The 25556-nt window shown below is 47.3% G+C and carries 19 protein-coding genes and 1 tRNA gene; 4 read left to right on the top strand and 16 right to left on the bottom strand.

Translation table 11 applies throughout. The features are described 5' to 3' along the window. Positions 1 to 49: 49 nt before the first annotated feature. Positions 50 to 556 (bottom strand): hypothetical protein, encoded by a 507-nt coding sequence (locus NDA06_RS01310; protein ID WP_190984596.1) that lies wholly within the window; start codon positions 554 to 556, stop codon positions 50 to 52. Positions 557 to 596: 40 nt separating this feature from the next. Continuing rightward, positions 597 to 1622, bottom strand: a complete 1026-nt coding sequence (locus tag NDA06_RS01305; RefSeq protein WP_347276995.1) for a DUF389 domain-containing protein — start codon at positions 1620 to 1622, stop codon at positions 597 to 599. Between the two features lie 273 nt (positions 1623 to 1895). On the opposite strand from NDA06_RS01305, the gene NDA06_RS01300 reads away from it, so the two are divergent. Beyond that, a complete protein-coding gene (locus NDA06_RS01300; protein ID WP_190984595.1) occupies positions 1896 to 3749 on the top strand; it encodes a serine/threonine protein kinase in 1854 nt (617 codons plus the stop codon). A 55-nt stretch (positions 3750 to 3804) separates the two neighbouring features. Here the strand turns inward: NDA06_RS01300 and NDA06_RS01295 are convergent, their stop codons facing one another. The 6 genes from NDA06_RS01295 to lpdA all read right to left on the bottom strand — a co-directional run bounded on the left by NDA06_RS01295 (position 3805) and on the right by lpdA (position 10394). Further along, the gene (locus NDA06_RS01295; RefSeq protein WP_190525738.1) at positions 3805 to 4341 is read right to left on the bottom strand and encodes a hypothetical protein; all 537 of its coding nucleotides are present in this window, start codon (positions 4339 to 4341) and stop codon (positions 3805 to 3807) included. 273 nt (positions 4342 to 4614) lie between these two features. Next, positions 4615 to 5769, bottom strand: coding sequence for an alanine--glyoxylate aminotransferase family protein (locus NDA06_RS01290; protein ID WP_190984594.1), 1155 nt, complete (start codon positions 5767 to 5769; stop codon positions 4615 to 4617). Positions 5770 to 5978: 209 nt separating this feature from the next. Further along, positions 5979 to 7283: a hypothetical protein gene (locus NDA06_RS01285; RefSeq protein ID WP_190984593.1), complete on the bottom strand. Its 1305-nt coding sequence runs from the start codon at positions 7281 to 7283 to the stop codon at positions 5979 to 5981. Between the two features lie 265 nt (positions 7284 to 7548). Continuing rightward, entirely contained in the window at positions 7549 to 7830 is a 282-nt protein-coding gene (locus NDA06_RS01280; protein WP_190415523.1) for a DUF5340 domain-containing protein, read from the bottom strand. Positions 7831 to 7959: 129 nt separating this feature from the next. Then, entirely contained in the window at positions 7960 to 8841 is an 882-nt protein-coding gene (trpC, locus tag NDA06_RS01275; protein WP_190984667.1) for an indole-3-glycerol phosphate synthase TrpC, read from the bottom strand. A gap of 122 nt (positions 8842 to 8963) precedes the next feature. Next, positions 8964 to 10394: a dihydrolipoyl dehydrogenase gene (gene lpdA, locus NDA06_RS01270; RefSeq protein WP_190415525.1), complete on the bottom strand. Its 1431-nt coding sequence runs from the start codon at positions 10392 to 10394 to the stop codon at positions 8964 to 8966. Between the two features lie 262 nt (positions 10395 to 10656). On the opposite strand from lpdA, the gene NDA06_RS01265 reads away from it, so the two are divergent. Beyond that, positions 10657 to 10890: a hypothetical protein gene (locus NDA06_RS01265; protein WP_190415527.1), complete on the top strand. Its 234-nt coding sequence runs from the start codon at positions 10657 to 10659 to the stop codon at positions 10888 to 10890. 74 nt (positions 10891 to 10964) lie between these two features. On the opposite strand, the gene NDA06_RS01260 is transcribed toward NDA06_RS01265, so the two are convergent. Continuing rightward, entirely contained in the window at positions 10965 to 11750 is a 786-nt protein-coding gene (locus NDA06_RS01260) for an RNA methyltransferase (RefSeq protein ID WP_190984592.1), read from the bottom strand. Between the two features lie 218 nt (positions 11751 to 11968). Beyond that, positions 11969 to 12052 (bottom strand) — tRNA-Leu (locus NDA06_RS01255). Between the two features lie 203 nt (positions 12053 to 12255). Here NDA06_RS01255 and murA point away from each other — a divergent pair. Then, a complete protein-coding gene (gene murA, locus NDA06_RS01250; RefSeq protein WP_190984591.1) occupies positions 12256 to 13665 on the top strand; it encodes a UDP-N-acetylglucosamine 1-carboxyvinyltransferase in 1410 nt (469 codons plus the stop codon). Positions 13666 to 13763: 98 nt separating this feature from the next. On the opposite strand, the gene NDA06_RS01245 is transcribed toward murA, so the two are convergent. The 5 genes from NDA06_RS01245 to NDA06_RS01225 form a co-directional block, all read right to left on the bottom strand. Beyond that, positions 13764 to 14687 (bottom strand): TIGR01777 family oxidoreductase, encoded by a 924-nt coding sequence (locus NDA06_RS01245; protein WP_190532392.1) that lies wholly within the window; start codon positions 14685 to 14687, stop codon positions 13764 to 13766. Then, positions 14684 to 15088, bottom strand: coding sequence for a photosystem II reaction center protein Psb28 (gene psb28 / locus NDA06_RS01240; protein WP_190415533.1), 405 nt, complete (start codon positions 15086 to 15088; stop codon positions 14684 to 14686). The genes NDA06_RS01245 and psb28 overlap by 4 nt, the downstream gene beginning before the upstream one ends. 364 nt (positions 15089 to 15452) lie before the next feature. After that, positions 15453 to 16022 carry a Uma2 family endonuclease gene (locus NDA06_RS01235; protein WP_190688807.1) on the bottom strand — a complete coding sequence of 190 codons (570 nt, stop codon included), beginning with the start codon at positions 16020 to 16022 and terminating at the stop codon, positions 15453 to 15455. Between the two features lie 31 nt (positions 16023 to 16053). Further along, the gene (locus NDA06_RS01230; RefSeq protein ID WP_348251670.1) at positions 16054 to 17415 is read right to left on the bottom strand and encodes a (Fe-S)-binding protein; all 1362 of its coding nucleotides are present in this window, start codon (positions 17413 to 17415) and stop codon (positions 16054 to 16056) included. A gap of 59 nt (positions 17416 to 17474) precedes the next feature. After that, positions 17475 to 18797, bottom strand: a complete 1323-nt coding sequence (locus NDA06_RS01225; RefSeq protein ID WP_190987163.1) for an FAD-binding oxidoreductase — start codon at positions 18795 to 18797, stop codon at positions 17475 to 17477. 207 nt (positions 18798 to 19004) lie between these two features. On the opposite strand from NDA06_RS01225, the gene NDA06_RS01220 reads away from it, so the two are divergent. Next, a complete protein-coding gene (locus tag NDA06_RS01220) occupies positions 19005 to 21776 on the top strand; it encodes an EAL domain-containing protein (RefSeq protein ID WP_190415541.1) in 2772 nt (923 codons plus the stop codon). Between the two features lie 70 nt (positions 21777 to 21846). Here the strand turns inward: NDA06_RS01220 and NDA06_RS01215 are convergent, their stop codons facing one another. Continuing rightward, the gene (locus NDA06_RS01215) at positions 21847 to 24693 is read right to left on the bottom strand and encodes a diguanylate cyclase (RefSeq protein WP_190987164.1); all 2847 of its coding nucleotides are present in this window, start codon (positions 24691 to 24693) and stop codon (positions 21847 to 21849) included. Between the last annotated feature and the right edge of the window lie 863 nt (positions 24694 to 25556).

Genomic DNA, 25556 nt, shown 5'->3' with positions numbered 1-25556 from the left:
GATCGCGTTCTTTCCTAACCTTTCAACTTGCGGTCAACTTGCGGACTTTTTAACTAGCTGGTAAGTCCGCAAACACCTTCTCTACTAGCTGTCGCGCTTTAGCGTCCAAGAGGTTCCAATCTACATCGCCAGTGTCCTCTTCAATTAAGCTAGTATCAATCTCAATTTCCTGATTTTCTGGGTGAGCGATCGCTTGCGTGTAATTGCGAAAACAGACTTGATAACAAAGTTCCCACAAATCAACAGTAACTTGCTGGTCTTGATGCTTCAAACAAAGTAGATAACCAGGATAGGGATTAGGCATTGCTACCAATGCTTGTTCTATCTCCGCAGCTTCCTCTGGAGAAGCAGATGCAAGCTGTTCTCTTAATAACGTAAAAGTGGTTTTAGTTTCCTCCGGCGTCCCCTCAGGCCAAATCAACACATCTTGGTAAGTTCCCTTCCAGTTTGATTGGTCTAGCTGTTTGCGAATCTGGTCGATGATTCGGATAAAAGCTGGTTGCATGAGCAATTCAGCTTGCTCCCAACTGGTAATATTTGTGAACTTTGGCATCATTTTTATCTTATAAAATTGAAAAAAATGTGATAGAAAAAACTTAAGGTTGAGGTGAAGATGGTGACGAGACTGGAGCTTCTCGCTGTACCGTTTCGACTTGACTAACTTGAAAAATCAAGGTAAAAGGTTGACCCATCTTTTTGGCAACAAATTCTTCCAACAATCGCACTTGTTTAGGAGTTAAAACTTGCTCAGCGCGAACAGTAAGATAAACTTTAGGGGGGTTTGTTAACCAGTTGGACTCAGTTTTAACCAGTTCTACTCGCTGAAAAGTAATCGTATTCTTCAGTAGCGCCTGCTTCAAACTCGCTTCTAGTCGGGCTTGCCGGAGTAATTCTACAAAACTGATCCCTAAAGGAATCAAAAGAATCGCCGTCAAGGCAAGCGTCCAACTTAGGGCTTTCCTTGCTTTCGCTAGAGGGGTGTAGCCGGACAATAAAAAAGTCAGCATACAGGCAAGGGTAATCCCCAGCAAGTTCGTCATGTACAGCAGCGCTGCACCCAGACTCAGCGACCAATTCGCTTGGGCAAGCCCCAAACCAATGACACAAACCGGAGGCATCAGCGCCACAGCGATCGCAGTTCCCGCCAAAGTCCCAGAAATTTTGGGCTGCACTTTCGCAAAGCCACTAATGCCTCCAGCGACCACAGCAATTCCCAAATCGAGTAGAGTCGGTCTAGAGCGAGACAGCACTTCGCTGCCAAATTCTGGGAGTCCGACAAAGGAACCCAGAAGCATCGCTAAAACAATCGCCAGACACGTCCCCACGACGACCGCAACCAACCCTTTGCGAAACAGAATTACGTCGCCTTCTAAAGCGGCAAAGGCTAATCCGCGAATAGGGAACATCAACGGGGCAACGATCATCGCACCAATAATGACAGCCGCACTGTTAGTCAACAATCCCAAAGTAGCGATCGCGCAGGAACCAATAATCAACACGATGTAGTTCAAATCCATCGTAGATTCTTCCAACAGCCCCTCTCGCTGCACGCCTAACTCCTGCTGTGCCTTTCGTCGCCATCGCCGATATTTCGACCACTTCCAATGAATATTTTTTAGCAAATGAAAATAATACCCTAAAATTCTATCTGAAGCCTGATAAAAGCTCCGCTTGAGGCTCAATATTCACAATGATCGCAATCCCTCCGCAAAATTTAGCTACTTCTCTGGGTGGAAATCAGCAGTGAATTATCGGTGTTTACAGGCACGCTTCCCGAACGCTTCACACTCCAATCTGAAAAAATAGTGAAATCTTTGACAAACTCTGCGGATTCGTTGGGTTTATCCGAGTGGTATTAATATTGAGCGTACATTCTTTTTTCGGCAGGTCGCACCATGATCGGGCGTTTATTAGACCAGCGTTACCAAGTTGTCCAAGCCTTAGGTGCCGGTGGATTCGGAAAAACCTACATCGCCAAAGACACCCGCCGTCCTGGTGCCCCAACTTGTGTTGTCAAGCACCTCAAGCCTGCTAGTAGCGACCCTCATTTTTTGGAAACGGCTAGACGGTTATTCACTAGCGAAGCCGAAACTCTAGAACAACTGGGAAATCACGACCAAATTCCTAGATTATTAGCCAACTTTGAAGAAAACCAAGAATTTTACTTAGTCCAAGAGTTCATCGATGGGCATCCCCTTAGCGCCGAACTCTCACCCAGTTATCGTTGGGAAGAAGGTCAAGTCATCCAGATGCTGCAACAAGTCTTGAGCGTTTTGGAATTTGTCCACTACAACGGCGTCATCCACCGCGACATCAAACCAGATAACATAATCCGACGCAACTCAGATAGCAAGCTAGTTTTAGTTGACTTTGGCGCAGTCAAGCTACTGCGAACTCAAACACTCATCAATCAAGCACAAGCCAGTGCCACCGTTGCTATTGGCACTCCCGGCTATATGCCAACCGAACAAGCGCAAGGCAGACCCCGCCCCAATAGCGATATTTATGCTTTGGGTATGATTGGCATCCAGGCACTGACGGGATTGATGCCGCTACAATTGCACGAAGATCCCCAGACAGGCGAGATTCTCTGGCAGCATCTAGTGGCGGTCAGTCCAGGGTTAGCAGGTTTTTTAACAAAAATGACCCGCTACCACTTCAAAGACCGCTATCAGTCAGCGACGGAAGCACTACAGGAATTGCAACAGCTAGCCTATGGGGGTGGACAGCAAGCTGTGGGGGTTGGATATCCACCCATCGGGTACACACCCGCTCCCCCACCGCCGCCAACCCCACCGTCTGAACAGAAAACTCTTCCAGTCGTTCCTCCCCAACCCACGCCACAACCTACTCGACAACCAATTAGTCAAGAGTACAATCCGCCTGTTGTTGCTCCCTCGTCTAATAAATTTCCCCTCGTGATGGGGGTCGGTGTAACTGCTTTGGTGTTTTTGCTAGGAGGATTTTTCTTATTTGATCAACTGCAATCTAGTAATGATAGAAAGTCTAATAGTAATAACAATGAAGTGGTAGAAAAACCACAAGACACTTGCAAAGTTTCAGAGGGTCCCTTAAATGTACGTTCTAGACCTAACGCTACGGTAGTAGGCAGCGTCAAACAAGGGACAATTTTATCTGTTACCGGGACTGAAAAAAATGGGTGGGTGCCGATTAGTTCGCCCGTAAAGGGATGGGTCTTTAGCAAATTTATCGATTGTGGCTCATCTGCCTCAGCAACTCCCAAGCCTTCTCCCACAACAACTCCCAAACCTTCTCCAGAAACGCCGAAACCTGTCGTCGATCGAGGACGGGAGATTATTGCACAGGCAACAGAAAAATTTCAGGCAGGAGATTTAGGCGGTGCGATCGCTCTTGTTAGATCCATTCCTGCTAACAGTCCTGCTTTCGGACAAGCGAGGGAAGCGCTGCAAGAGTGGCCCCTGAATTGGTCAGTTGCAGAAGGGATATATAAGGATGCCCAAAGAGCTTTCGAGCAAGGTCGTTGGCAAGACGTCATTTCTGCTGCAAAAGATCCTGGACTTCCGCAGATTAAATTTTGGCAAGATCAGTTACGCCAATTAGCGGCACAAGCCGAGCAAAAACAGAACGAACAAACACCGTCTCCCAGCCCCAGCGAAAGCCCCGCCGAGAGTCCCAGCCCTACTGAAAGTCCTAGTCCAACTGAGAGTCCCAGTCCCAGCGAAAGCCCTAGCCCCACGGAGAGTCCGGCAACTGAGCCTTCCTTGTGACGACACTCAGATAAGTGCTAAGCGATCGCTTTCCGCTCAAATCGGGCACATTTCCCTACTTGCTCTCATCGGGAGGTGGAGGGAAAGGCACCAGCGCCGCTTGGAAGAAATAAACGCGACCGCAATATTGCGACCTGTTAGAACAGATCGTTTCTATCGCCACATTATTGACATTAGTAACATCAAATGACATGGAATCTTTCTGCCCAGGAGCAATCGTGCGAGAATGCTTACGCTGTCCATCTAAATAAATATTGACCGTGGTGGGAGGACTACCGCTGTCGTTATCCCGCATTCCATATTCCAAATTCAGAGTTTGGAAGTAAGTGTCATAACCCTCCGGCATGATTCTACAGGTCATCGACACAAAAGCATTGCCTGGAGCCAGACTGAGACGGCTGGTGTAGACGGCTCTACCCACAGCAACATCTGACTTATAAGGACGCCAACGACCAGGGCCAGTACTCACACATTTAGTCTCTGGTAGAGAGACCGTACGCCGTGCCTGTACAGCTTGATTGCCCAGAGTCGCCAAGACAAAGGACAGCAGCCCGCCAACAAGAAGTTGACTGATCAACTTGGTTTTTTGCATGGAGAGATCGCCAAGTTAAGAGGTAACAATCTTTACTAATGATACCGAATCCCCAGCCCCTGAATTGGCACCAACTCCAATAATAATCAGAATGCGAGCGTTTGGGTTAGAGAAAGCGCGATCGCAATGGGCTGACTGACAAATCAGATCGGACTAAAGGCGAGATCCCGGAATTCTTAGAGAAGTCCGGGATCTAAACCGCTGGCATCTCACCACTCAAATAAGACTGCAATATAAAATGCCTGCAACGCTCCAAACCCCTAAGAGATAGCGCTAGTGGGTGCTAAATACCCTAGCGGCAGCAGCAACACCGGCACCAGGAGTAAAGCCTTCGTATCCGACTTCTCGCAGTGTCGCTTCCAAAGCGGCAACGGCAGCGAGAATATCGCGATCGCTCACAAAACCCAAGTGACCAATCCGGAAGATTTTGCCTTTGAGATGGTCTTGTCCGCCAGCCAGGACGATGTCGAACCGCTTTTTCATCACGCTACGGATTTGCTCCGAATCCACCCCAGTCGGTGCCACAGCGGTAATCGCCGGACTACCTGCACCTTCAGGCGCAAACAGCGGCAACGAGAGCGCATTCATCGCCTCGCGGGTCGCCGTCATCAGCCGTTGGTGACGGGCAAAAATCGACTCCAAACCCTCGGCTTTCATCATTTTGAGGGCAACGTGCAGCCCCACAAATAAGTTCACCGGAGGGGTAAAGGGAGTCGTGTTTTTGGCGGCATCTTTGCGGTACTTGCCCAAATCCAAGTAGTAGCGGGGCAACTTAGCCGTTTTGTAAGCTTCCCAAGCTTTCGGGCTCACAGAGACAAACGCGAGTCCTGGGGGAATCATGTAACCTTTTTGGGAGCCAGACCCCACCACATCAATGCCCCATTCATCAATCGGCAGATTCACCGCTCCCAAGCTGGTAACAGCGTCAACGATCATTAAAGCTTCACCGTGGCCTTTGACGTGACGATTGATCGTTTCCAGGTCGTTGAGAACGCCGGTAGATGTCTCGCTATGGGTGACAATGACCGCTTTGATTTGTTTATCTGTATCGGCTTCGAGTTTTTCCCGGAATTGTTCTGGGTCGAGGGCTTGACCCCACTCAGCTTTTACCGTATCAACATTCAGACCAAAAGCTTGGCTAAGTTCTGCCCAGCGATCGCCAAATTTGCCATTACAGCCAACCAAAACGCGATCGCCTGGACTCAGGAAGTTAATGATGCCAGCTTCCATCGCCCCCGTGCCACTGGCAGTTAACATCAGCACGTCATTCTCGGTTTGGTGCAACCATTTCAGGTTTTGCGTCACCTCAGCCATCAGTTTGCTAAATTCACTGCTGCGGTGCCCAAATGGATGCTTGGCTAAGGCGAGTAATACCTGTTCCGGCACTGGTGTTGGGCCGGGAATCATCAACATTAACTTATCGTCCATCGATCTGTCCTTAAACTTGAAGAGCGCATACTCCAGAATCGCATATCTTTTCCAATCCATTCACCAATTAGCAATCAGCTTTTTAGCTTTTCGGAGTAATTGAGTAATCGATAGTCAGTAGTGGGTAATCGGTTTACAGTCTCTTTACGAGCTAGTACTGACAAGTAAGGAGTTAATAACTACTAAAAGATTGACAAAAAGCCAAATCTTTACTCTAATGTCTCCGGTGGAATTTTTCTTAAAAAAGCGGGAAGGTCTACCTGTAAATGTTTGTTGGGTTGAGGAGATGATAAAGGAGTTCGGTTGATTGGCTGAGGAATCTCAGCCACAGTTGGGGGTTCTATTGCCATCAGCAGTTCTTCGAGATCCTCAGGGCTATCTGCTAGCACTCGTTGCAAGAAATCCTTTAGTTTTTGAGCGCTACGAAGGCTAGCATTGCAACGGTCTTTCCAGTACTGGATGGCGGCTTCGTACTCATTTGCTTGCTGGGCTTGCATGAGAATTTGCTCTTGCAGCGTCGCAGTGTGGGTTTCTAATTCACTTGTCTGGGCTTGATAGCGATCGCGCGACTCTGCTAAGTCGTGGCAAGCTTGTTGTAATCGAGCCTGAATTTTAGCTTGCTTGTCTAGCTGGTTTTCTAGGTCTTTAATCTGTCCGTGGAGAGCTTGAATGGTTGCATCCTGTTCAGCAACCAAGTCTTCAGTCTCGGAAAGGTTTGCCAGCAGTTGTTGCTGTTCTTCCAAAGTTTCGTTGGCTTCTTGGAGTTGATCTTCTAGCTGATTGATAACTGTAGCGCGATCGCTACATCGACGATAAAGCGCCTGCATTTGCTGCTCTTGCTCTAGCGCCTGCACCTCCAAACGCCTCACTACAGTTCGAGCTTCCAGAATTTGAAATTCTAGCTCCTGCACTCGTTGTTGCTGGGCTTCTAAGACTGTTTGCCGGTTCGCTAGCTCTTGTTCCAGCAGCGTTTGACTGTTTTGGCTAGTCTGACGGCTCTGAGCTAGCTGCCTTCGCAAACGTCCTAATTCCCCTTGCTGCGCCTCAGCTAAAGTTTCAATCGTCGCTAACAATTCTTGAACCGTTTCCTCTTTGAGAACCGCTTGCGATTGATGATTCTCTAGCGCTTGCTGCTGCTCGAAAAGCTGTTGCTTGAATTGATCGAGCGCCCGCTGTTGAAGATTTGCGGCTTCCTCTGTCGATGCTAGCTGAGTTTCTAAAAGATGTTGCTCGCTTAGTTGGAGCCTCAACTCACTGACACAAGCCTGGGATTCCTCCAACGCCTGCTCTAACTGATGAATGCGAGCTAACTGCTGCTGTTCTTGCGAAGGCGATCGCGCCAATTCCAGCGGTTCTGGAGGCTCCAGTTCACAGCATTGCCCTTGTGAGTCTTCTAACGAGGGTAATTCGCTGGGATGAGGCTGTGGAGTAGCAAGAGCATCCTTTGCCTCTGCGTCTGCTGAAGCTTCCTTTGCATTTAACCAAAAACGATCGGCTGAATCTGGTTCAGTCACTCCGAACCTCCCAGAAGTCAATAACGGTCTTGGAGCATCCAACAGCCATCTCGCATTTCCGAGTGATGAGTTAGCAGTTAGCAGTTCTCGGAGCGTTTATCACTGTTTATCACTTAAGTAAGTAGAAAGCATTGACCCTAATTTTAGGGCTTTCCGGCGATTTTTCTGTATTGAGGACGAAGCATCAGTGCCAGCATCTAGGCACAGAATTCAGGTATTTAACAATTCTGGCTTCGCCCCACACCCTTTCTAATCTCAATACCTTTTATACCTTGGGTTCTCGGTGTCCGGTGACAATATCTGGCGAAGGTGGTTGATCGAAGGCAATGTTATTCAGAGACCAACGGTAATCAATTGGTAAATTTGCTCGTTCGCAAGTTTGTTCGAGTTGCTTCTGTTGAGCCATTGCTTTGCGGAGAGTACCGATCAGCTGGTGAACTTGCTCCCGCACTGCCGGTTTTTGACTAACGGCGAACGAGGTGTGGCGTTCCAACACTTGCAGGAGTAATTCGTAGTGGATACGAGAGGGAAGAGGAATTGGCTCCATGAAACCTAATTTACCTATAGGGGTCAAGATATTGGGCAAGGATGAAGGCGGAAGGGGGAATGAAAAAGTTCTTTATTCAATCTTTCATCCTTCCTCCTCCCTCCTTTATCCTGCAAAAGGGTTTTCATTCTAGGAAAACAGCTTGGCGATGCCAACAGCAGGGTCGGACTGTTTCACCAAGGACTCACCAATCAGCACCGCATCAGCACCCGCTTGCACAACCAAGCGAAGGTCAGATGGCGTGTGCAGACCCGATTCGCTAACGACAGCGATCGCCCGATCGCGCAACTCGCTACCTCGCGCCGCTAAAATCTGGCAGGTTGTTTGTAAGTCTACGGAAAAATCTTCCAGATTGCGATTATTTATACCAACTAGCCTAACGCCTTCTAAGGATAATACCCGGTCTAATTCTGCTAGAGTATGCACTTCAATCAGCGGTGTCATACCCAAAGCATTGGTAATTTTGACAAAGTATTGGAGGTCTTGATCGCTCAGAATTGCTGCAATCAAGAGAACGGCATCGGCTCCGTGGCGTCGGGCGAGATAAATTTGGTAAGGATAGATTAGGAAATCCTTACATAAAACGGGCAAGTCTACGGCAGCGCGAACAGCCGTCAGATTTTCAAAACTCCCTTGAAAAAATTTTCGATCGGTCAAGACTGATAAACAGCTGGCTCCTCCTTGCTGGTAAGCAGTCGCGATCGCCACTGGGTCGAAATCTTCCCGAATCACACCTTTACTGGGAGAAGCCTTTTTGACTTCTGCAATCAAGGCAGGTTTTGTCTTCCCTTGCCGCAAAGCACCGATAAAATCACGAGGTGCAGGTGCAGACTGCACTTGACGCCGCAACTCCACTAAGGGCATGCGTTCTCGCATCTGGTCAACTTCCGTTTCTTTTTGCCAGACAATTTCCTCCAGAATGTGGCGGGGTTTGGCATCAGGTACGGCAACCTGATAGCGTAAAGTGCTGATGGCAATCGATGGATTTGGGGGACGGCGGCGAATTTGCATATTTCCTAGTTTGGCACAATTATTCATGGGGAATGGGGACTTGGTAGGGGTCATTTGTCAACGGTGATTCGTCATTCGTCGATTGCTGGTGACGAATGACAAATCACGAATGACTCTTCTCCCTAATGAGAACCTACAGCCCGTTTGTAAGCTTCATCCAATACTTCTGAGAGGGTAGGATGTGCGTGGACAAAATATGCCAGAGTCTGGACAGAATTGCGTTGAGCGATCGCGTTTGCGGCTTCGTGAATCAAATCCGCTGCATGCATTCCGATGATGTGGACGCCCAGCACTTCGCCTGTATCTTTGCGGTAGATGACTTTTGCCATCCCGTCGGCTTCCCCTTCTGCAATTGCTTTCGAGTTTCCTTTGAAATAACTCTTCGCCACTGCAACTTCAAATCCCTCCTCTTTCCCCATTTCTTTCGCCGCCAGTTCCGTCTTGCCGACAAAGCTAATTTCTGGGTGAGTAAAGGCGGCGGCGGGGATGCTGTGATAATCGATCAAACGGTGACGCCCGCAGATATTCTCTACCGCCACAACGCCTTGAGCCGACGCCGCATGAGCCAGCTGCATCTTGCCCGTCGCATCTCCAATTGCCCACAGGTGGGGCACGGGTTCGCCACTTGACAAGACTGCCATCCGGTCATCGACGGGGATAAAGCCTCTATTTGTCTCAACGCCGATAGCATCCAGCCCCAAGTCCTTAGTATCCGGAATGCGACCTGTAGCAACCAAGCAAGCGTCTACTTCTAGCACGTCCACAACTTCTTTCGTTTTGGCGTCGGCTAGCTCAATGACCACGGGAGAACCCGGTTTAACACTCTTCGCCAACGTGCCTACTTTCGTTTCAATGTCACGCGGCTTAATCAGCACTCTTTCGGCAATCGTGGCAATGTCCCGGTCAAACCCAGGCATCAGCTGGGGTAACGCTTCAATCATGGTGACTTCAGCGCCTAATGCGGTGTAAACATCTGAAAATTCTAGACCAATGTAACCGCTGCCAATAATCGCAATCCAGGAAGGTAGCGACTCCAATCTCACGCCGTCATCGCTGGTAAAAACAGTTTTGCCATCAATTTCAATTCCTGGTGGAACCCAAGGAATTGACCCAGATGCAATGATAATGTCTTTTGCCGTAACGGTTTTTTCACCCGATCCCGTGCTGATGGTGACTTTTTGCGGTCCCGCAATTTTCCCCCGACCTTGGAGAATTTCAACGTCCAGCCGTTTCAAACTGTTTGTCAAATCGCCGCGAAGCTTGGAGACAAGGTTGTTCGCATGGTCTGCGATCGCTTGTCGGTCAAACTCAACGCCTGCAACTTGAATCCCCAGTGATTTCAGATGGTGGGCATTGCGTAACTCTCGCACTCGACCGGATGCTGCCAACAAAGCTTTAGAAGGAATGCAGCCCCGATTCACGCAGGTGCCGCCCATATCGGCTGCTTCCACAATGGCGGTTTTGAGACCGCAGGAAACGGCGTGTAGGGCAGCGCCATGTCCGCCGACACCGGCTCCAATAATCACTAAATCGTAATCAAATCCTTGAGTCACGTTACTCTCCCCTAGACGACGATGCCCTCCTCATTTTCAGCTTGACCAACGGTGAGCGCAAGTCCCCAATCGGTTGTGGAGTGAAAGAGTGCAAGTTGTTCTCCTTACAATTTTCTCTAAAAAAATTACGAATGAGTCATCCCTTCAGCGGCGTGTTATATCTTAGAAACTAAAAGAAATCCAGCGATCGCTCAATTCGAGCGATCGCTGTCAATTACTAGGGTGCCCTGCCATCAAAAGCAGTGTTTGTGGAACCAGCGTAATGAATCAGAGTGACCAAGACCATCGTCGCGCCGCTGATCAAGCGTTTAGCGAATCGCTTGAGCAATTGCAGGATTTATTGGAATTGCCGGACAATCAGACGGCTCGATCCCAGTCAGAGTCGGACAGCGGTAATCATCAAAAAGAATTGACTGAAGCAGATGAGCTGGAACAAGCCGCTGCTGACATTGAGGAATATATGCAGAAAAAGACTAAATCATCGGGGAACGGATAGCGAGTAATTGGTTGGGAAAAGCGAAAAAAACCCTAACCATTGTTGACCCATAACTACTGATTAGCGGCTACTTCCTAACTTCTGCCATTCTGACGCTTTACTTCGTACAACATCAAAGCAGCTGCTACAGCCACGTTTAGCGACTCGACTCCTGGACTCAGGGGGATGGTCACTTGCACCTGTGCCAGTGAAACTAACTCTGAAGACAATCCAGCACCTTCATTGCCCATCAAAATCAGCGTGGGACGGCGTAAGTCTACCTCCCAGTAGGTTAAAGTCGCACTAGGCACAGTTGCCACGACTTGCATTCCTCGTTCCCGACACTGAGAGATATCTGCGATCAAATCGGAACTGATCCGCATCGGTAGCCGAAACCATTGTCCAGCAGAGGCTCGCAGCACCTTTGGATTGTCCAGATCCACACTATCTTCACTGACACACAACCAATCCGCACCCGCAGCGGCGGCAGTACGAATCATCGTGCCGAGGTTGCCCGGATCTTGCACGGTTTCCAAAATTAGCCCCAAACCCGTAACTGGCAATGGGGACACCTGGCGGCTCATCCGGGGTGCCGTAGCGATGACACCATCGGGTTGAATCGTGGTAGCGATCGCTTTCAGAACTTCCTCGCTTACCACTTCCGCCCTTTGGCACCGATTACAAGCTTCTTCCCACAGTTGCTGGTGACGTTCTTGCCATTGGGGCGTACAGCATACGGTTTCTAAGGGATAATCAGCCGCACAAGCTTCCTCCAGCAAATGCGTCCCTTCCAACAAAAATATTCGCTGCTCCCGCCGTTCCTTGGAGCGATGTAACTTGCGAATTTGCTTGACCAGAGGATTCTGGAGACTCGTCAACATCAACAAGAATTAGGACTGAGGACTGAGGACTGTAGGACTGAGAAAGTGTCAAAAGGCAAGAAAGAACTTTTTCCCAATCTGGCAAAGGATTGAGTTCTGAGTGTTACTAAGTGACGAAATTCTTTATTAGCGTCTGACTACATTAGCGTCTGACTACCCTATCTCGATCGCCACTTTTTTCCACTCAGTCCTCAGTCCTGATACCTCAGTCCTAAAAATGCGGAACCCGGGACTTGAACCCGGAAGTCCTTGCGAACACTAGAACCTGAATCTAGCGCGTCTGCCAATTCCGCCAGTTCCGCTGACGTCTGGATTTATACCACCGATTTACTATCTTGCAACAAACCCTAGAATTTGTCAATACCTTTTATCCGGAAAAGTGAACCGATACAAGGTACAATGCTTCATCGACTGACAATGAAGCGGGATTGCTAATCTAGACATTTAAAATCTTTCCTGTAGAATCAAAACCAAATTTAAAAAAAGCCACCCTATTCCGTGAAATTTGGAGGACAGACCTATTAACTCCCCTCTCAGCCTGACCGATACTTACTCTCTGCCCGAAGAAGACAAGTCAGTTTTGCACATTTGGGGTAGAGCTTCCTTGCAAGGGCACGTCAAGATTAGCGGCGCAAAGAACGCGGCACTAGCGATCATGGCAGGAGCCTTGCTGTGTCCTGAAGATTGCCGAATCCGTAACGTTCCCTCGCTTGTCGATGTCAAGCGCATGGGTCAAATTCTGTCGTCCCTAGACCTGAAGCTGGAATGGAATGGCGACATTCTCGACATCAACGCTAGCCACATTGGGCAATCAAAAGCTCCCTACGAGTTAGTTTCTCAGCTACGAGCTAGTTTCTTCATCGTTGGACCGATGCTGGCGCGACTGGGTGTAGCAAAAGTGCCACTACCTGGCGGTTGTGCTATCGGTGCCAGACCCGTCGATCTTCACGTCCGAGGTTTGCGGGACATGGGGGCAGATGTCCAAATTGATCATGGGATGGTCAATGCCCATGTAACTGGCAGCAATCGAAGATTAAAGGGAGCCAAAATTTATCTGGACTATCCCAGTGTTGGTGCGACAGAGACACTGATGATGGCGGCAACCCTAGCAGAGGGAGAAACAATCCTAGAAAACGCCGCCCAAGAACCAGAAGTCGTGGATCTCGCTAATTTCTGCATTGCAATGGGAGCCAAGATTCGCGGTGCAGGTACCAATACAATTGTGATTTCTGGTGTTCCCAGCTTACATTCTGTAGATTACAGCATCATTCCCGACCGGATTGAGGCGGGGACATTGCTCGTTGCAGGAGCAATTACCCATTCAGAACTAAGTCTGTCCCCAATTATTCCAGACCATCTCACGGCTGTGATTGCCAAGCTGCGAGAAATTGGAGCGACGGTACTCGAAGAAGCGCCCGACTGCCTGCGGATTATCGGAGGACAAACACACACGGCAACAGATATTGAAACATTGCCATATCCTGGATTCCCCACGGATATGCAGGCACAATTTATGGCATTGCTGACCCTCAGTGAAGGGGACAGCGTGATTAGCGAAACGGTTTTTGAAAACCGATTGCGTCATGTGGCAGAGTTGAATCGCATGGGTGCAGATATTCGCGTGAAAGGCAATCATGCAATTGTGCGGGGTGTGCCAATGTTATCGGGGGCACCTGTACTAGCTACTGATTTGCGTGCTTCGGCGGCGTTGGTTTTGGCATCGCTGGCGGCAGAAGGAAAAACAATCATTCGAGGATTGCAGCATCTAGATCGGGGTTACGAAAAACTGGAGGATAAACTACGGCAGCTGGGAGCTAAACTACAGCGGGTGCAGGATGATGACAGTTTGCCAGTTGAAAATTTAAAGGTTGAAGGTGACAGCCTGCCGGTTGAAGGTTTAACGGTTGAAAGTTGAAGGAAGGGTAATCGGTAATGGGTAGAGTGATGAGTGATGAGGTATTCATTCAAAACTCATAACTCAACACTCATAACAATTACCTTTTACCGAATTGTCTATTCCTTCACAATTTCTGTCAGCGCTGGTTTTAGGGTTGAATACTGATATTCAAATCTTTGGGACAAGGTGCGTTTTGGAAGAACTTGTTGCCCTTCCAAAACGACTTGGGCACCATCTCCTAAGAGACCTTCTAAAACAAAGCTGGGAACTGGTAGCCAGGAGGGTCGATTTAAAACTTCTCCCAAAGTTTGAGCCAATTCGTTCATCCGGACTGGATTCGGAGCTGTACCGTTTAGGACACCTTCAATTTCCGGATGGCTGAGTACAAATAGAATTAGATTCACTAAATCGTCTCGGTGAATCCAGGAGAACCACTGACGCCCTGAACCAATGGGGCCACCAGCAAACATTTTGAAGGGGGGAAGCATTTTGGCAAGTGCCCCTCCCATTCCTAAGACAATTCCAGTTCGCACAATTACTAGTCGCGTGCCGCTGTCTTTGACTTTTTGCGCTTCTGTTTCCCATTCTTTACAGACAGTGCTGAGAAAATCATTACCGGCTGAACTAGTTTCATCAAAGGCAGCCGTTTCGCTGGTGCCGTAGTAGCCGATTGCAGAAGAATTAACTAAGACAGCGGGCTTACGATTCGCTTGATTAATTGCTTCTACAATTTTTTGCGTCCCTAGCTTTCGGCTATTTAGGATCGTCTGCTTTTGTTCTGGAGTCCAGCGTTTTTCCGCAATCGGTTCTCCCGATAGATTCACCACAGCATCGCATCCAGCAATGGACTGTTGCCAGGAGCCTGATTCAGTGGGTGTATATGCAATGATTTCGAGATTGGGATAGGTGTTGGCAGGAAAGACTTGCTTCGCTTTCGCAGGGTTACGACTGAAAACCAAGATTTGATTTCCTTGAGCGTGTAGTCGTTCTACCAGACGAGAGCCGACAAATCCAGTTGCTCCTGTAATGGCTACTTTCATGCTTCTCTGGTTGCCTCGCTATCGGGGGTTTTTTTCGTGTCGCTGTAAGCCATACCATTGACCTCAGCATAGCGATTCATAAACCGCATAAATCTCTCCCAGTGGTCTTCTCGCTGAATTTCAAATTCGCAGTCCAACCGCTGAAAATCATCCCCTTCTGGTCCGCTGAAAACAAATTTTACAGAAGAAGGCTCAACGCTTATTTCACCTTCTTCATCCGTTAATCGCAGCCCATTAGAAAACTTATTTTTAAAGCTGTTGAATTTTTCTATGGCTTTCAGCTCGTTAAATGTCATCAATACCGTGCGGACTCCAGAACTGCGATTCCGCCGTAAGCTGACGTTACCGATTTCTTCAGGAATCCCTTCAAAAAATTGAATTAAGGGTGTATTAGAAGTCATGCACAAAATTAATGAAACTCATAAAGTAGTATACAAAAGTCAAATGCCCTCCGAGCGCTGACTCGGTGAGCTAGAGAGTTTAGAGGCGATCGCCTAAAATATTTTTGACAAGTTGTCGGTAAATGCGTCCTAAAACCGACATCCAAGGTAGGGAGATTTTTAACTCAACTTTTCCCTAACCAGATTCTGAGCAAGTAGCTTTAAATTTATTAATTACAGGGGTTGACTCCCGAAACTCGTCTTAGAAGCCCGAAGGAGCCTTGAAGATGGCTCTCCTTCACTCTATAGGGAAGGGGCTGGAGGTTGGGTCTGTATTGGACTCAACTGCAAACCGTTATCGTTGCTCAATCTTCGTCTTTCCTGTTCATCCTCCCATTCTTAACCATCCAAACACATCCCCTACTGTTAGCCGCAGTTCTGTTAACAAGTCTGGAACAGGTAGCACGTCGAATGCTTCCTGCAACAATCCCGGTTGCTGTCCGGGAGGATAAACTAGCACGGAGCGTTCGTCTGGATCGAGTAGCCAGCCTAATTTGCTACCGTGTTTGAGGCAGTGCAGGATATTTCCGGTTACTTTGGTTTGACTTTGTTCTGGAGAGAGAACTTCAATTGTCCAATCTGGAGCAGCCTGAAATACATTGGCAATATCTCCATTTTCATCAAGAGGGATTCTATCCCAAGCAAACACCGCCACATCTGGCACGATTGACCGTCCGCCGAAGGTACACCGCAATTCCGGAAAAGCTAGGGCAATTCGCTTAGCCTCGACCACCTCATTAATAACAGTGACTAGCTTTCCCTGTAACTTGCTGTGCTTCCCTTGCGGCATTGGCTTTTGGATGCTTTGACCCTTGATGTATTCGCTGGCTGGCTTAGTTTCTGGCAGCTTCAGAAACTCCTCTAGAGTCAAGGTTTTAGGAGGTGTATGTACCATAAGCGCTCGCATAAATGCCGCTACTATTACCCTACTCGTGCAGTTTCACTCCCCGAATTGACAAATCCAACAACTCTACCGGATGCATGATGGGAATTGCCTTTTCTTGCAGTTCTAAATGCTTGCTAATTTGGATCGTACAACCGGGATTTGCCGAAGCAATTAATTCAGCACCCGTATTCAGAAGATTTTCAACTTTTTGCTTACCCAATTCTCCAGCAACTTCAGGTTGCAGCATATTGTAAACCCCAGCACTGCCACAACATAACGCTGCATCCATCGGTTCTCGAAGTTGAACGCCTGGAATTTGGCGCAATAATTGGCGCGGTTGGACGCTAATTTTTTGCCCGTGCAATAAATGACAGGCATCTTGATAAACCAAAGTCAATGGTTGAGCGGAAAGTGGGGAAAGTTTCGCCGTTATTCCGGCTTCGTATAGAAACTCTTGAGCGTCTTTTACTTTAGCAGCAAATTTTACGGCTTTCTCTTGATAATCGAGGTCATCTTGTAGCAGGTGTCCGTATTCTTTTAAAGTATGACCGCAACCAGCAGCATTGATAATGATGGCATCAACGTTTGTACCTTCAAAACTATCAATCATTTGGCGCGCGATCGCTTTTGCTTGTTCTTCCTGTCCTTGGTGATGCGGCAATGCAGCACAACACCCCTGAGCCTTTGGAATCACGACTTCACAGCCATTGGCAGTTAATACCCGTACCGTTGCTTCATTGACCTTTGAGAAGAATAGACGTTGCACGCAGCCCAAAATAACGCCCACTCGATAGCGTTTCTCACCCTCAGCCGAAATCACCTCTGGTAGGGTATCTACAAAGGTTCTGGGAGTAATTTCTTGCAGATTTGATTCCATCGCTGCTAAGCGGGGAGAAAGGCGTTGGAGTAATCCAGTCGAACGAACTAATTTTTGCAAGCCTAATTTCTGATAAACCATCAGAGGCGCTAGCAAAACTCGCAGCCGATTAGGATACGGAAATAAGGAAAAAATTAGTTTTCGATACAACTTGTCTGGCAAACTGCGCGAATAATTGCGTTCAATTTGGGGACGCATGGCAGTAATTAGCTTGTCATACTGCACGCCAGAAGGACAGGTTGTGACACAGGCAAGACATCCTAAACAAGAGTCAAAATGCTGTACTGTTGCAGTATTTAGAGAAATCTCACCTTTATTGATAGCATCCATGAGATAAATTCTGCCTCTAGGAGAATCCATCTCTTTGCCAATCACCCGATAGCTGGGACAAGTAGATAGACAAAAACCGCAGTGAACGCAGCTATCAATTAACTTGGGATTGGGGGGATGATCGTTATCAAATCCGTTAATATTAATCGGGTTTGAGTCATCTAAATTTGTTAAAGAATTTTCTGATGTTTGCATGGATGAGTGTAATCTTCCCTACTTTTTGGACGGTGTTTTCTGCGATGAAAGCGCTTTGTTCACATTCCACCAATAAACCGACTTGGACTTAAAATATTTTCTGGATCAAATTGCGTTTTGATTTTCTGCATTAAATCCAGGGCGTTGCCGGTATAACCCCAGACATCTAGTTGCTGCTTCAAGAAAATCGGCGCTTCTAGAATTGTCAGAAACCCGCCGTGAGATTCACAGAGCGATCGCATCTGTTGTAAAAATGCGATCGCGGTTGTTTCAACAACGTCACCATTGCACCGCAATAGTCCCAACCCACTTCCAGCATGGATCAGACACATCACCGATGGGACATGGATTTGTAGATGAGTCAAAATGGTCGCGGCGGCAGTTGGTAATACTCCTATTTTGCAAGCGATCGCTGCCTCTGTGTGGGATGCCCACATTTGTTCTTGTAACTTCTGCCATAACTCAGCCTCATCGGCATCTGAATACAAGACACCCTGTAAACCGAGATGTTGCCCCACTTCCAACCATCGAGCGCACTGTTCCTTCACGCTCGGCGATACACTTTGAAAGCGAGCGATCGCACCAATGCCCTCCCCTAACCCTAAACTAGCCACAATTTGAGTGGATAGCAGGTCAACAGCCGTGGGCGTTAAGGCTGAAGCGAGCAACGTTTTGGTGGCTGCGGCAATTTTTTCGGCTGTACCAGTCAGCACTACGGTTGCAGATGCCTCCGGCAGAGGATAAACCCGAAACGTCACTTGACTGATAATCCCTAGGGTTCCAAAAGAGCCGGTAAATAGCTTCATCATGTCGTAACCGGCAACATTTTTTACCACCCGACCCCCGGCTTTGGCAATCTGACCATCGCTGCGGACGAAAGAAAGACCCAGTAGCATATCCCTCACCCCACCATAGCGTTGCCGGAAGGAACCGCCCCCAGCAGTCGCAACAATACCACCAACTGTGGCGTCTTTTGGATAGGCTGGATCGAGGGCGAAAAATTGACCTTGTTGCGCTAGAATCTTTTGCAGTTCGGCAAATTTCATGCCTGCTTCGACCGTAACGGTTAAATCGCCAACCGCATGAGCGATTAAGCGATTCAGACGTTCGGTACTGACAACCAAATTGACTCCATCTACCAATCCACCCCAACCTAGTTTGCTAGCGCTGCCACAGGGTAAGATGCCCCACCGATGCTGGTAGGCATAAGCCATAACCTGAGCGAGTTCTTCCTCGGTGCGGGGAGAAACAATGCAATCAAAGGTCGTTCCTGGTGCAATTGCTTGAGAGATTTGTGCTTTTCGAGTGGCTTCTATCTGTTCCCACGGCACAATCCCAGAGCTGGGGAGGAGACTTTCAAGTTTTTGGGCTACGCTATTCATTGCTTAAAAAAACATCTGTGCGATCGCACTCAGGTGGACATGAACACTAGCAAAACATAAGCACGGTACGCAAGTAACACTCAGTTCTCGACGTAACATCATTTAATTATTTAGTTATAAATTTATTTCTTTATATCTCAAGATAGATGCAGCACTTCATACTGGTATTTGTGGGGTCTATTTCTCTCTTTAGACAGGTTTAATTGAATGGTTCGACGAAAGAATATACCGGCATTACAGCAAGCAAGAAGGGCAGGGACAACCCGATCTTACGATAGGGAAAGCTTGCTAAATCGAATTACAACCCGAATTCGCCAATCTTTGGAGCTACAAGAGATTTTGGCGACAACAGCGCGGGAAATTCGCTCATTTTTAGACATGGATCGGGTCAAAATTTACCGATTTCACCCAGATGCCAGTGGAGAAGTAATTGCCGAATCTATAAATGGCGATTGTTTACCCTCTATGATGGGGCTGCGGTTTCCAGCGGAGGACATTCCGCCCAATGCTCGTGAGTTGTTTGTCAAAGTCCGCCAGCGAGTCATTGTCGATGTCATTTCTAGGCAGAAAACTCAAGAACAGTTAGATTGTCTATCAACCGGCAAAAATTTAGTAACTAGAGACATCCGCTATTCCCCAGTCGATCCTTGCCACGTCGAATATCTGACGACGATGGGGGTGAGTGCTTCTCTCGCCGTGCCAATCCTACATCAAAACAGCTTGTGGGGGTTGTTGGTGTGTCACCACGCATCCCGGCGCAAATTTAGCGAACAAGAATTACAAATTGTTCAACTGCTCGTGGATCAGGTGTCGATTGCGATCGCTCAGTCCAATCTTCTTCAAACCGCACGCGAACAAGCTCAGCATGAATCAACAATCAACCAAATTAGTAGTCTACTCCACTCTCCGCTAAAAATTTCAGAAATTCGGCAGACCGTTTTAGAAGAAACCGTTAGCGCCTTACACGGTGCTGCTGGCAGATTGTACATTACAGCAGATACAACAGGTCAGCCTGCTCAACTTTATACGACTGGCGAGCAGCCACTCCAAGCTTGGATTGAAGAAACTCCTTTTTGGCAACAAATTATCTCCGGGAAACCGAACAGCGTCGGTATCCCAGACAGTCCTTCTGAAAACAAATCCAAAGATAACCATCAAGATTTCAGTCATCAGAATCTCATTAATCACGCTTCTGACTCTTGGTTTTTACAGTCGGAATTTAATCCTCAAAATCATTTCCTTGAGTCTTCGCATAACAGCTACGGAGTAGCTAGGGAAATATCAAATTTTAAAAGTCAAAATTTTCTCTACACCATCCCCGATTTATATCAAGAACCACAACTAAAATATGCAGTCCCTGCTTTTGAGACAACGCCTATTCGCTCTATTCTGATCGTGCCTCTCAGTTATCATCAGCAATGCGTGGGGTGTCTCACCATCTTCCGGCATGAGATGAATACAGAAACCCTATGGGCAGGTCGTCAGAATCCCGACGAACGGAATGTCCGCCCCCGCCAGTCATTTGAAGCATGGCGAGAAATCACCCAAGGACAGGCTAAAGAGTGGACACAAGAAGAACTCAAGCTGGCTCAATCGGTGGGAATCCACCTCTACATGGCAGTGATGCAAAGGCGAGTAGAGGATACAATCCGACATCAGGCGTCTCATGACCTCTTAACGGGTTTGCCCAACCGGCTGTTATTCAATGACCGACTCTCTCTAGCGCTGGCAAGCACTCATCTGAATTGCGGCGATATGCTGGCAGTGGTGTTTCTCGACCTGGATGGTTTCAAAACGATTAACGACACGCTCGGTCATGCCGTAGGCGATCTACTGCTGCAATGTGCGGCTCGACGCCTCACAGATTGCCTGCGAGAAACCGACATTGTTGCCCGTTGGGGTGGGGATGAATTCACCATTATGCTCTCCCCAATCACTTGTTTGGACGATGTTACCAAGATTGCGAAAAGAATTCTGGGTGCCCTAAACGTTCCTTTTCATTTTGAAGATGTAGAGACTTATCACGATACCTCTTTACACATCAAAGCGAGTTTGGGGATTGCTTTAGCTCCTTATGATGGGGAAGACGCAGAAACGCTGTTAAAAAACGCCGATGCTGCGATGTACAGAGCCAAGCAACAAGGGCGCAATAATTATCAGCTATATACACCAGCCCTAGGGGCAAAAGCACTGGAACGGCTGAAATTAGAAAACCGACTTTACAAAGCCTTAGAACGTGAGGAATTTCTGTTGCACTACCAGCCGCAGGTAGACTTAAAAACAGGTCAAATCGTGGGCATGGAAGCGCTGATTCGCTGGCAATCTCCCGAACTAGGCTTAATTCCTCCTTATCAATTTATTCCTCTGGCAGAAGAAACGGGTTTGATCTCTCCGATTGGAGAATGGGTTTTGCGAACAGCTTGCAGGCAAAATCGTCTTTGGCAATCACTTGGAGTGCCGCCAATCCGGATTGCCGTGAATCTTTCAGGGCGTCAAGTTCAGCAACCCACTTTAGTAAAAGTTGTTGAGCAAATTCTAGCTGAAACTGAGTTGGAACCTCGTTATCTGGAACTCGAAATTACTGAGAGTATTGCAATGCAAGATGTGGAATGGACAATTTCTGTGTTGCAGAAGTTGCAGGAACTGGAAATTCACATTTCAATGGATGATTTTGGGACTGGTTATTCTTCACTGAGCTATCTAAAACACTTTCCGCTCAATACGCTAAAAATTGACCGCTCATTTATTCGCGATCTCATGACGAATACTCATGATGCTGCGATTATTAAGGCAGTTATGGCACTGGGTCACGGACTCAATTTAAAAGTGATTGCTGAGGGTGTTGAAACAGTAGAACAATTGGATTTTTTGTACTCAGTTCAGTGTGATGGTTTGCAGGGTTATCTGTTTAGTCCCCCGGTTCCGGCGGAAGCGGCAACAGAGATCCTGAAATCTAAAAGGTTAAAAAATCAAAGTTAGAGATTCTCAGTTTGTAGGACAGGGCGATGTTATCAATGATTCTGGTGTACTCTAACGCGAAGAGCTGCGTCTAGCAGTATCCCTTGACGCGATCGCGTCCCTCTTTTTTCGCTTGATATAGTGCTTCATCGGCTGCTGCAATCAGCGCTGCCGGTGAAGAGGTTAAACTGGGAACTATGCTGGCGACACCCAGACTCAGCGTGACGTAGGGGCTAACTGGGGAGTGGACGTGGACAATCTCTAAGCTTTTGACCATTGAACGGATCGACTCGGCGATGTAATTGGCACCCGCAGAGGGAGTGTTGGGCAAAATTAAGGCAAACTCCTCGCCTCCATAACGGGCAACTAAATCGGTTGAGCGCTTTAGCATCAACCGAATCGCACCAGCAACCTGTCGCAAACAGCTATCTCCAGCTTGATGACCGTAGGTATCGTTGTAAATTTTAAAACAGTCAATATCGCAGAAAATCAGCGATATTGGCGCTTGTTCTCGTCCCAGCCGCCGCCACTCTTGGGCAAGATATTCGTCAAACCTGCGCCGATTTGCCACCTGAGTTAAGCCATCCAGAGAAGCGATACACTGCAACTCCCGGTTGGCTTCCTCCAGCTGTTTAAAGAGGGAAGACTGCTGAATTGCGATCGCTAACCCGACGGACAATTGTTGCAACAACTTAATTTCATAAGGCTCCCAGTGACGAGATCCAGAGCATTGATGGACGCAGAGTATCCCCCACAAATGAATTTTGGCGGCTGGATTGGATAAAGAGGGACGGAGTGGGGCGGGATTGTTGCTATTCGATTCATTATTCGCTTCTCGGTTGCTTCCTCCCTGTTCCCGAATCAAGATTGGCACCATCAAATTTGCCCGAATTCCTGCCCCTGCGAGTAACTTCACGTAACTCGCAGGCAGATCCGCTTGGTAAATATCATCCACCGCTGACACATACCCGGTGGTTTGAAATTTTTGGATATATTCCGTCTCAAAGCAGGGGTCATACAGCGAGACATCCAGAATCGATTCACAACCGGGTGCAACAGATTCGACGACAAAGCAGGCACCGCGAGCATCGAGCCGATAGAGAGCAACTCGTTCGGCTGGCAGAAAGTTTCGCACCTCTGCAACCGCTGTGTTGAGGATTTCGTTTAAATGCAACGATTGGCGGATGCGCCCTTGTATTCTTCCCAGCAAGCGCTCTCGCTCAATAGAAGAGCGTAATGCCTCCTCAGTTCGCGTCCGTTCTGTAATGTCAAGAAAACTCCAAACCCTGCCAATGATTTGTTCGCCGAGTCGGTACGGTGTGGAGTAGCGCTCAAAGATTTTCCCGTTTTTTAATTCCAGAATGTCGTATGCCTTAGTTTCTGGTTGCCTGGAAAGTTCCCAAACCTGCTTTAGAAAGGCTTCTGGCTCTTTTAACTGGTCTTTAAGAAAGACGATTTGTTCGTTAGCGCGAGGCGAGCCGATTAGGTCTTCGGGAACCTCCCACATCTGAAGAAACTTCTGATTGTAGCTGACAATATCTCCTTCTAGGCTGACTGCAACGATGCCGTCAGCAGTTGATTCAAGCGTGGCGCGCAGCAGAGAAAGCGATTTCTCAACTTTTTCCTCTGCGGTTTTACGCTCTGTAATCTCAATGTAAGCGATCGCAACGCCATAATCTTTGAGAGGAATGGGAATCGCAGTGACGTTAAGCCAGGTGATTTCATCCTGGTCATTTACAATCCCGATTTCTCGATTTTCAATCACCTTATTTTCTTTTAACGCCCGAACGCTAGCAAATTCTTCCGGTGGCATCGAGCTACCATCCGGTCGAACGATTCGCCATTCTTTGCTGTCGCACCTTCTATTTTTATGGTTTTCAATAGATAACTTTAGAATTCTTTCTGAAGCTTGGTTGGCTTCAACAATATTGCCGTTATTATCGGTAATGGAAATGCCAATTGGGAAGCATTGAAAAAGAATTTTATATTTTTCTTGACTTTCTCTTAACTCAGCTTCTGCTTGCTGGCGTTGGCTAATATCGCACGAAACAGCGATAATTTCTTGCACTGCTCCTGTATCCGGATGGCGGATAGTTCGGAGCGTAGTTTTAAACCAAATGTAATAACCTTGCCGATGACGAATTCGGTAGCTAATTGTGTTGATTTCTTGAAAATTTAGTTGAGTTGGATGTTCTCTTAAAGCAACCGGATCATTCTGAGCAAATTGCTCTATCAGGACTAAATCTTGCGGATGGCAAAATTCAAGCACCGAGCGTCCCAGAAGTTCATCCGGCTTATATCCCAGTAAAATACTGCATACAGGTGAAACGTAGAGGTAAACACCTTCCGGAGTATGAGTGGAAATCATGTCGGTGCAGTCTGATGCCAGCAATCGGTCACGAGTTTCCCGCTTAGACAATTCTAAGTTTGAATAGCCGAACAAGTTTTCCGGTTTTGGGTTATGGCGATCGCTAACGACTGGCATCAGACTGGTTGGCGTCATGATTCCGACCAGTTGACCGGATTCATCCTCTACAATCAACAGATGGCGAATCTGATGGTGGTAAAATAGTCGGCTGATGGTTTGAATATCTTGTACTTGGGATTCGTTCAGGGTAATCAGCGGCTGGTTCATTAGTGCAGCGATCGCTACACCTTTAATGTCTCTACCTAGAGCCGTGACTCGAACCAAATCCCGTTCTGTAAAAATCCCGATGGGGGTTTGTTTCGCTAGTTGTGTTGGTTTTTCCGCTGTTACCTGCTCATTTACCACGATGACACAGCTAGCCCGCGCCCGACTCATCAATGCGATCGCTTCTGTGGCTAGCGTGTCAGGAGTTACCGTCAGAGGGTTGCGATCAATTGCTTGATGGAGCGGTAAAGCGTAAGGGTGGAGCATAGAGAACATATCATTAGTTTCTTTAATAGAATTAACCATTCTTATTAATTATTTTAATTTTTAATTGAACGAAGCGGAACCGTTTGCTGGGTAATGTGGTAGGCAGTAAGCATAGATGTGGCGATTGAATCGCATCTGAGTAAACGACTATGGCTTTACAGATAGCTTTTTAAGCAATGAAACAATTGTATTTTGTAATAAAAAAACCAGCTAGCTAAAAATTCTCACCAAATAAAGGGCTGAAGGCATTAACATTCTTTATCAACTTTCCTGCCAAACCCGGACAAGACAGCAATTAACTTATAAAAAAAATCTGAAATCTGCTGCCAAGGGTGCCTTAAAACAGAATGGTATTTCCTCAAAGGTTAACCCGATCCGTCGCATTGCCAACGCTAGTTAGTCAAAAATCTTCGCTCTATCACTGAAAAGCTAGCTATGTTCGTGCCTACGAACCCCTTTGGCTCATGTCTCTTAGAGAATGAATTCCAGCAGCCAGCACAAAAAATCAACCGATCTAGAACAATCCTATTTGAGTTGTGAGATGCTAGCGGTTCAAACCCCCAGCTTCTCCCTCAAACTCAGGAATCTCGCCTTTCTCGAATCCTTGAGGACTGCTTTAATTAAGTTTAGATATTTCTTTCTTGAAACAGGTCGAAAAGTATTCGCTGGCTTTTATCCTCAACAATCAAAAATTTTATCAAATCTCCCTTTTGACCTTATTTTTTCGCCTTAGCATAATTTTCAAAAAACTTTGTATTTATTGGAACAAAATACTCGTTAATGCTAAACGCCTATAACCTTTCACGAAGTAAACCATAAAAACTTATAAGTGCTTATGTAAAATAAATTACACATAATAAAAAGTAGAATAAGCTAAAACAAAAGTCAAGAAAACAAGAGAC

It is taken from the genome of Trichocoleus sp. ST-U1, assembly GCF_039961835.1.
Taxonomy (GTDB): Bacteria; Cyanobacteriota; Cyanobacteriia; order Cyanobacteriales; family FACHB-T130; genus FACHB-T130.
This window is presented reverse-complemented; position numbering and strand designations above follow the sequence as displayed.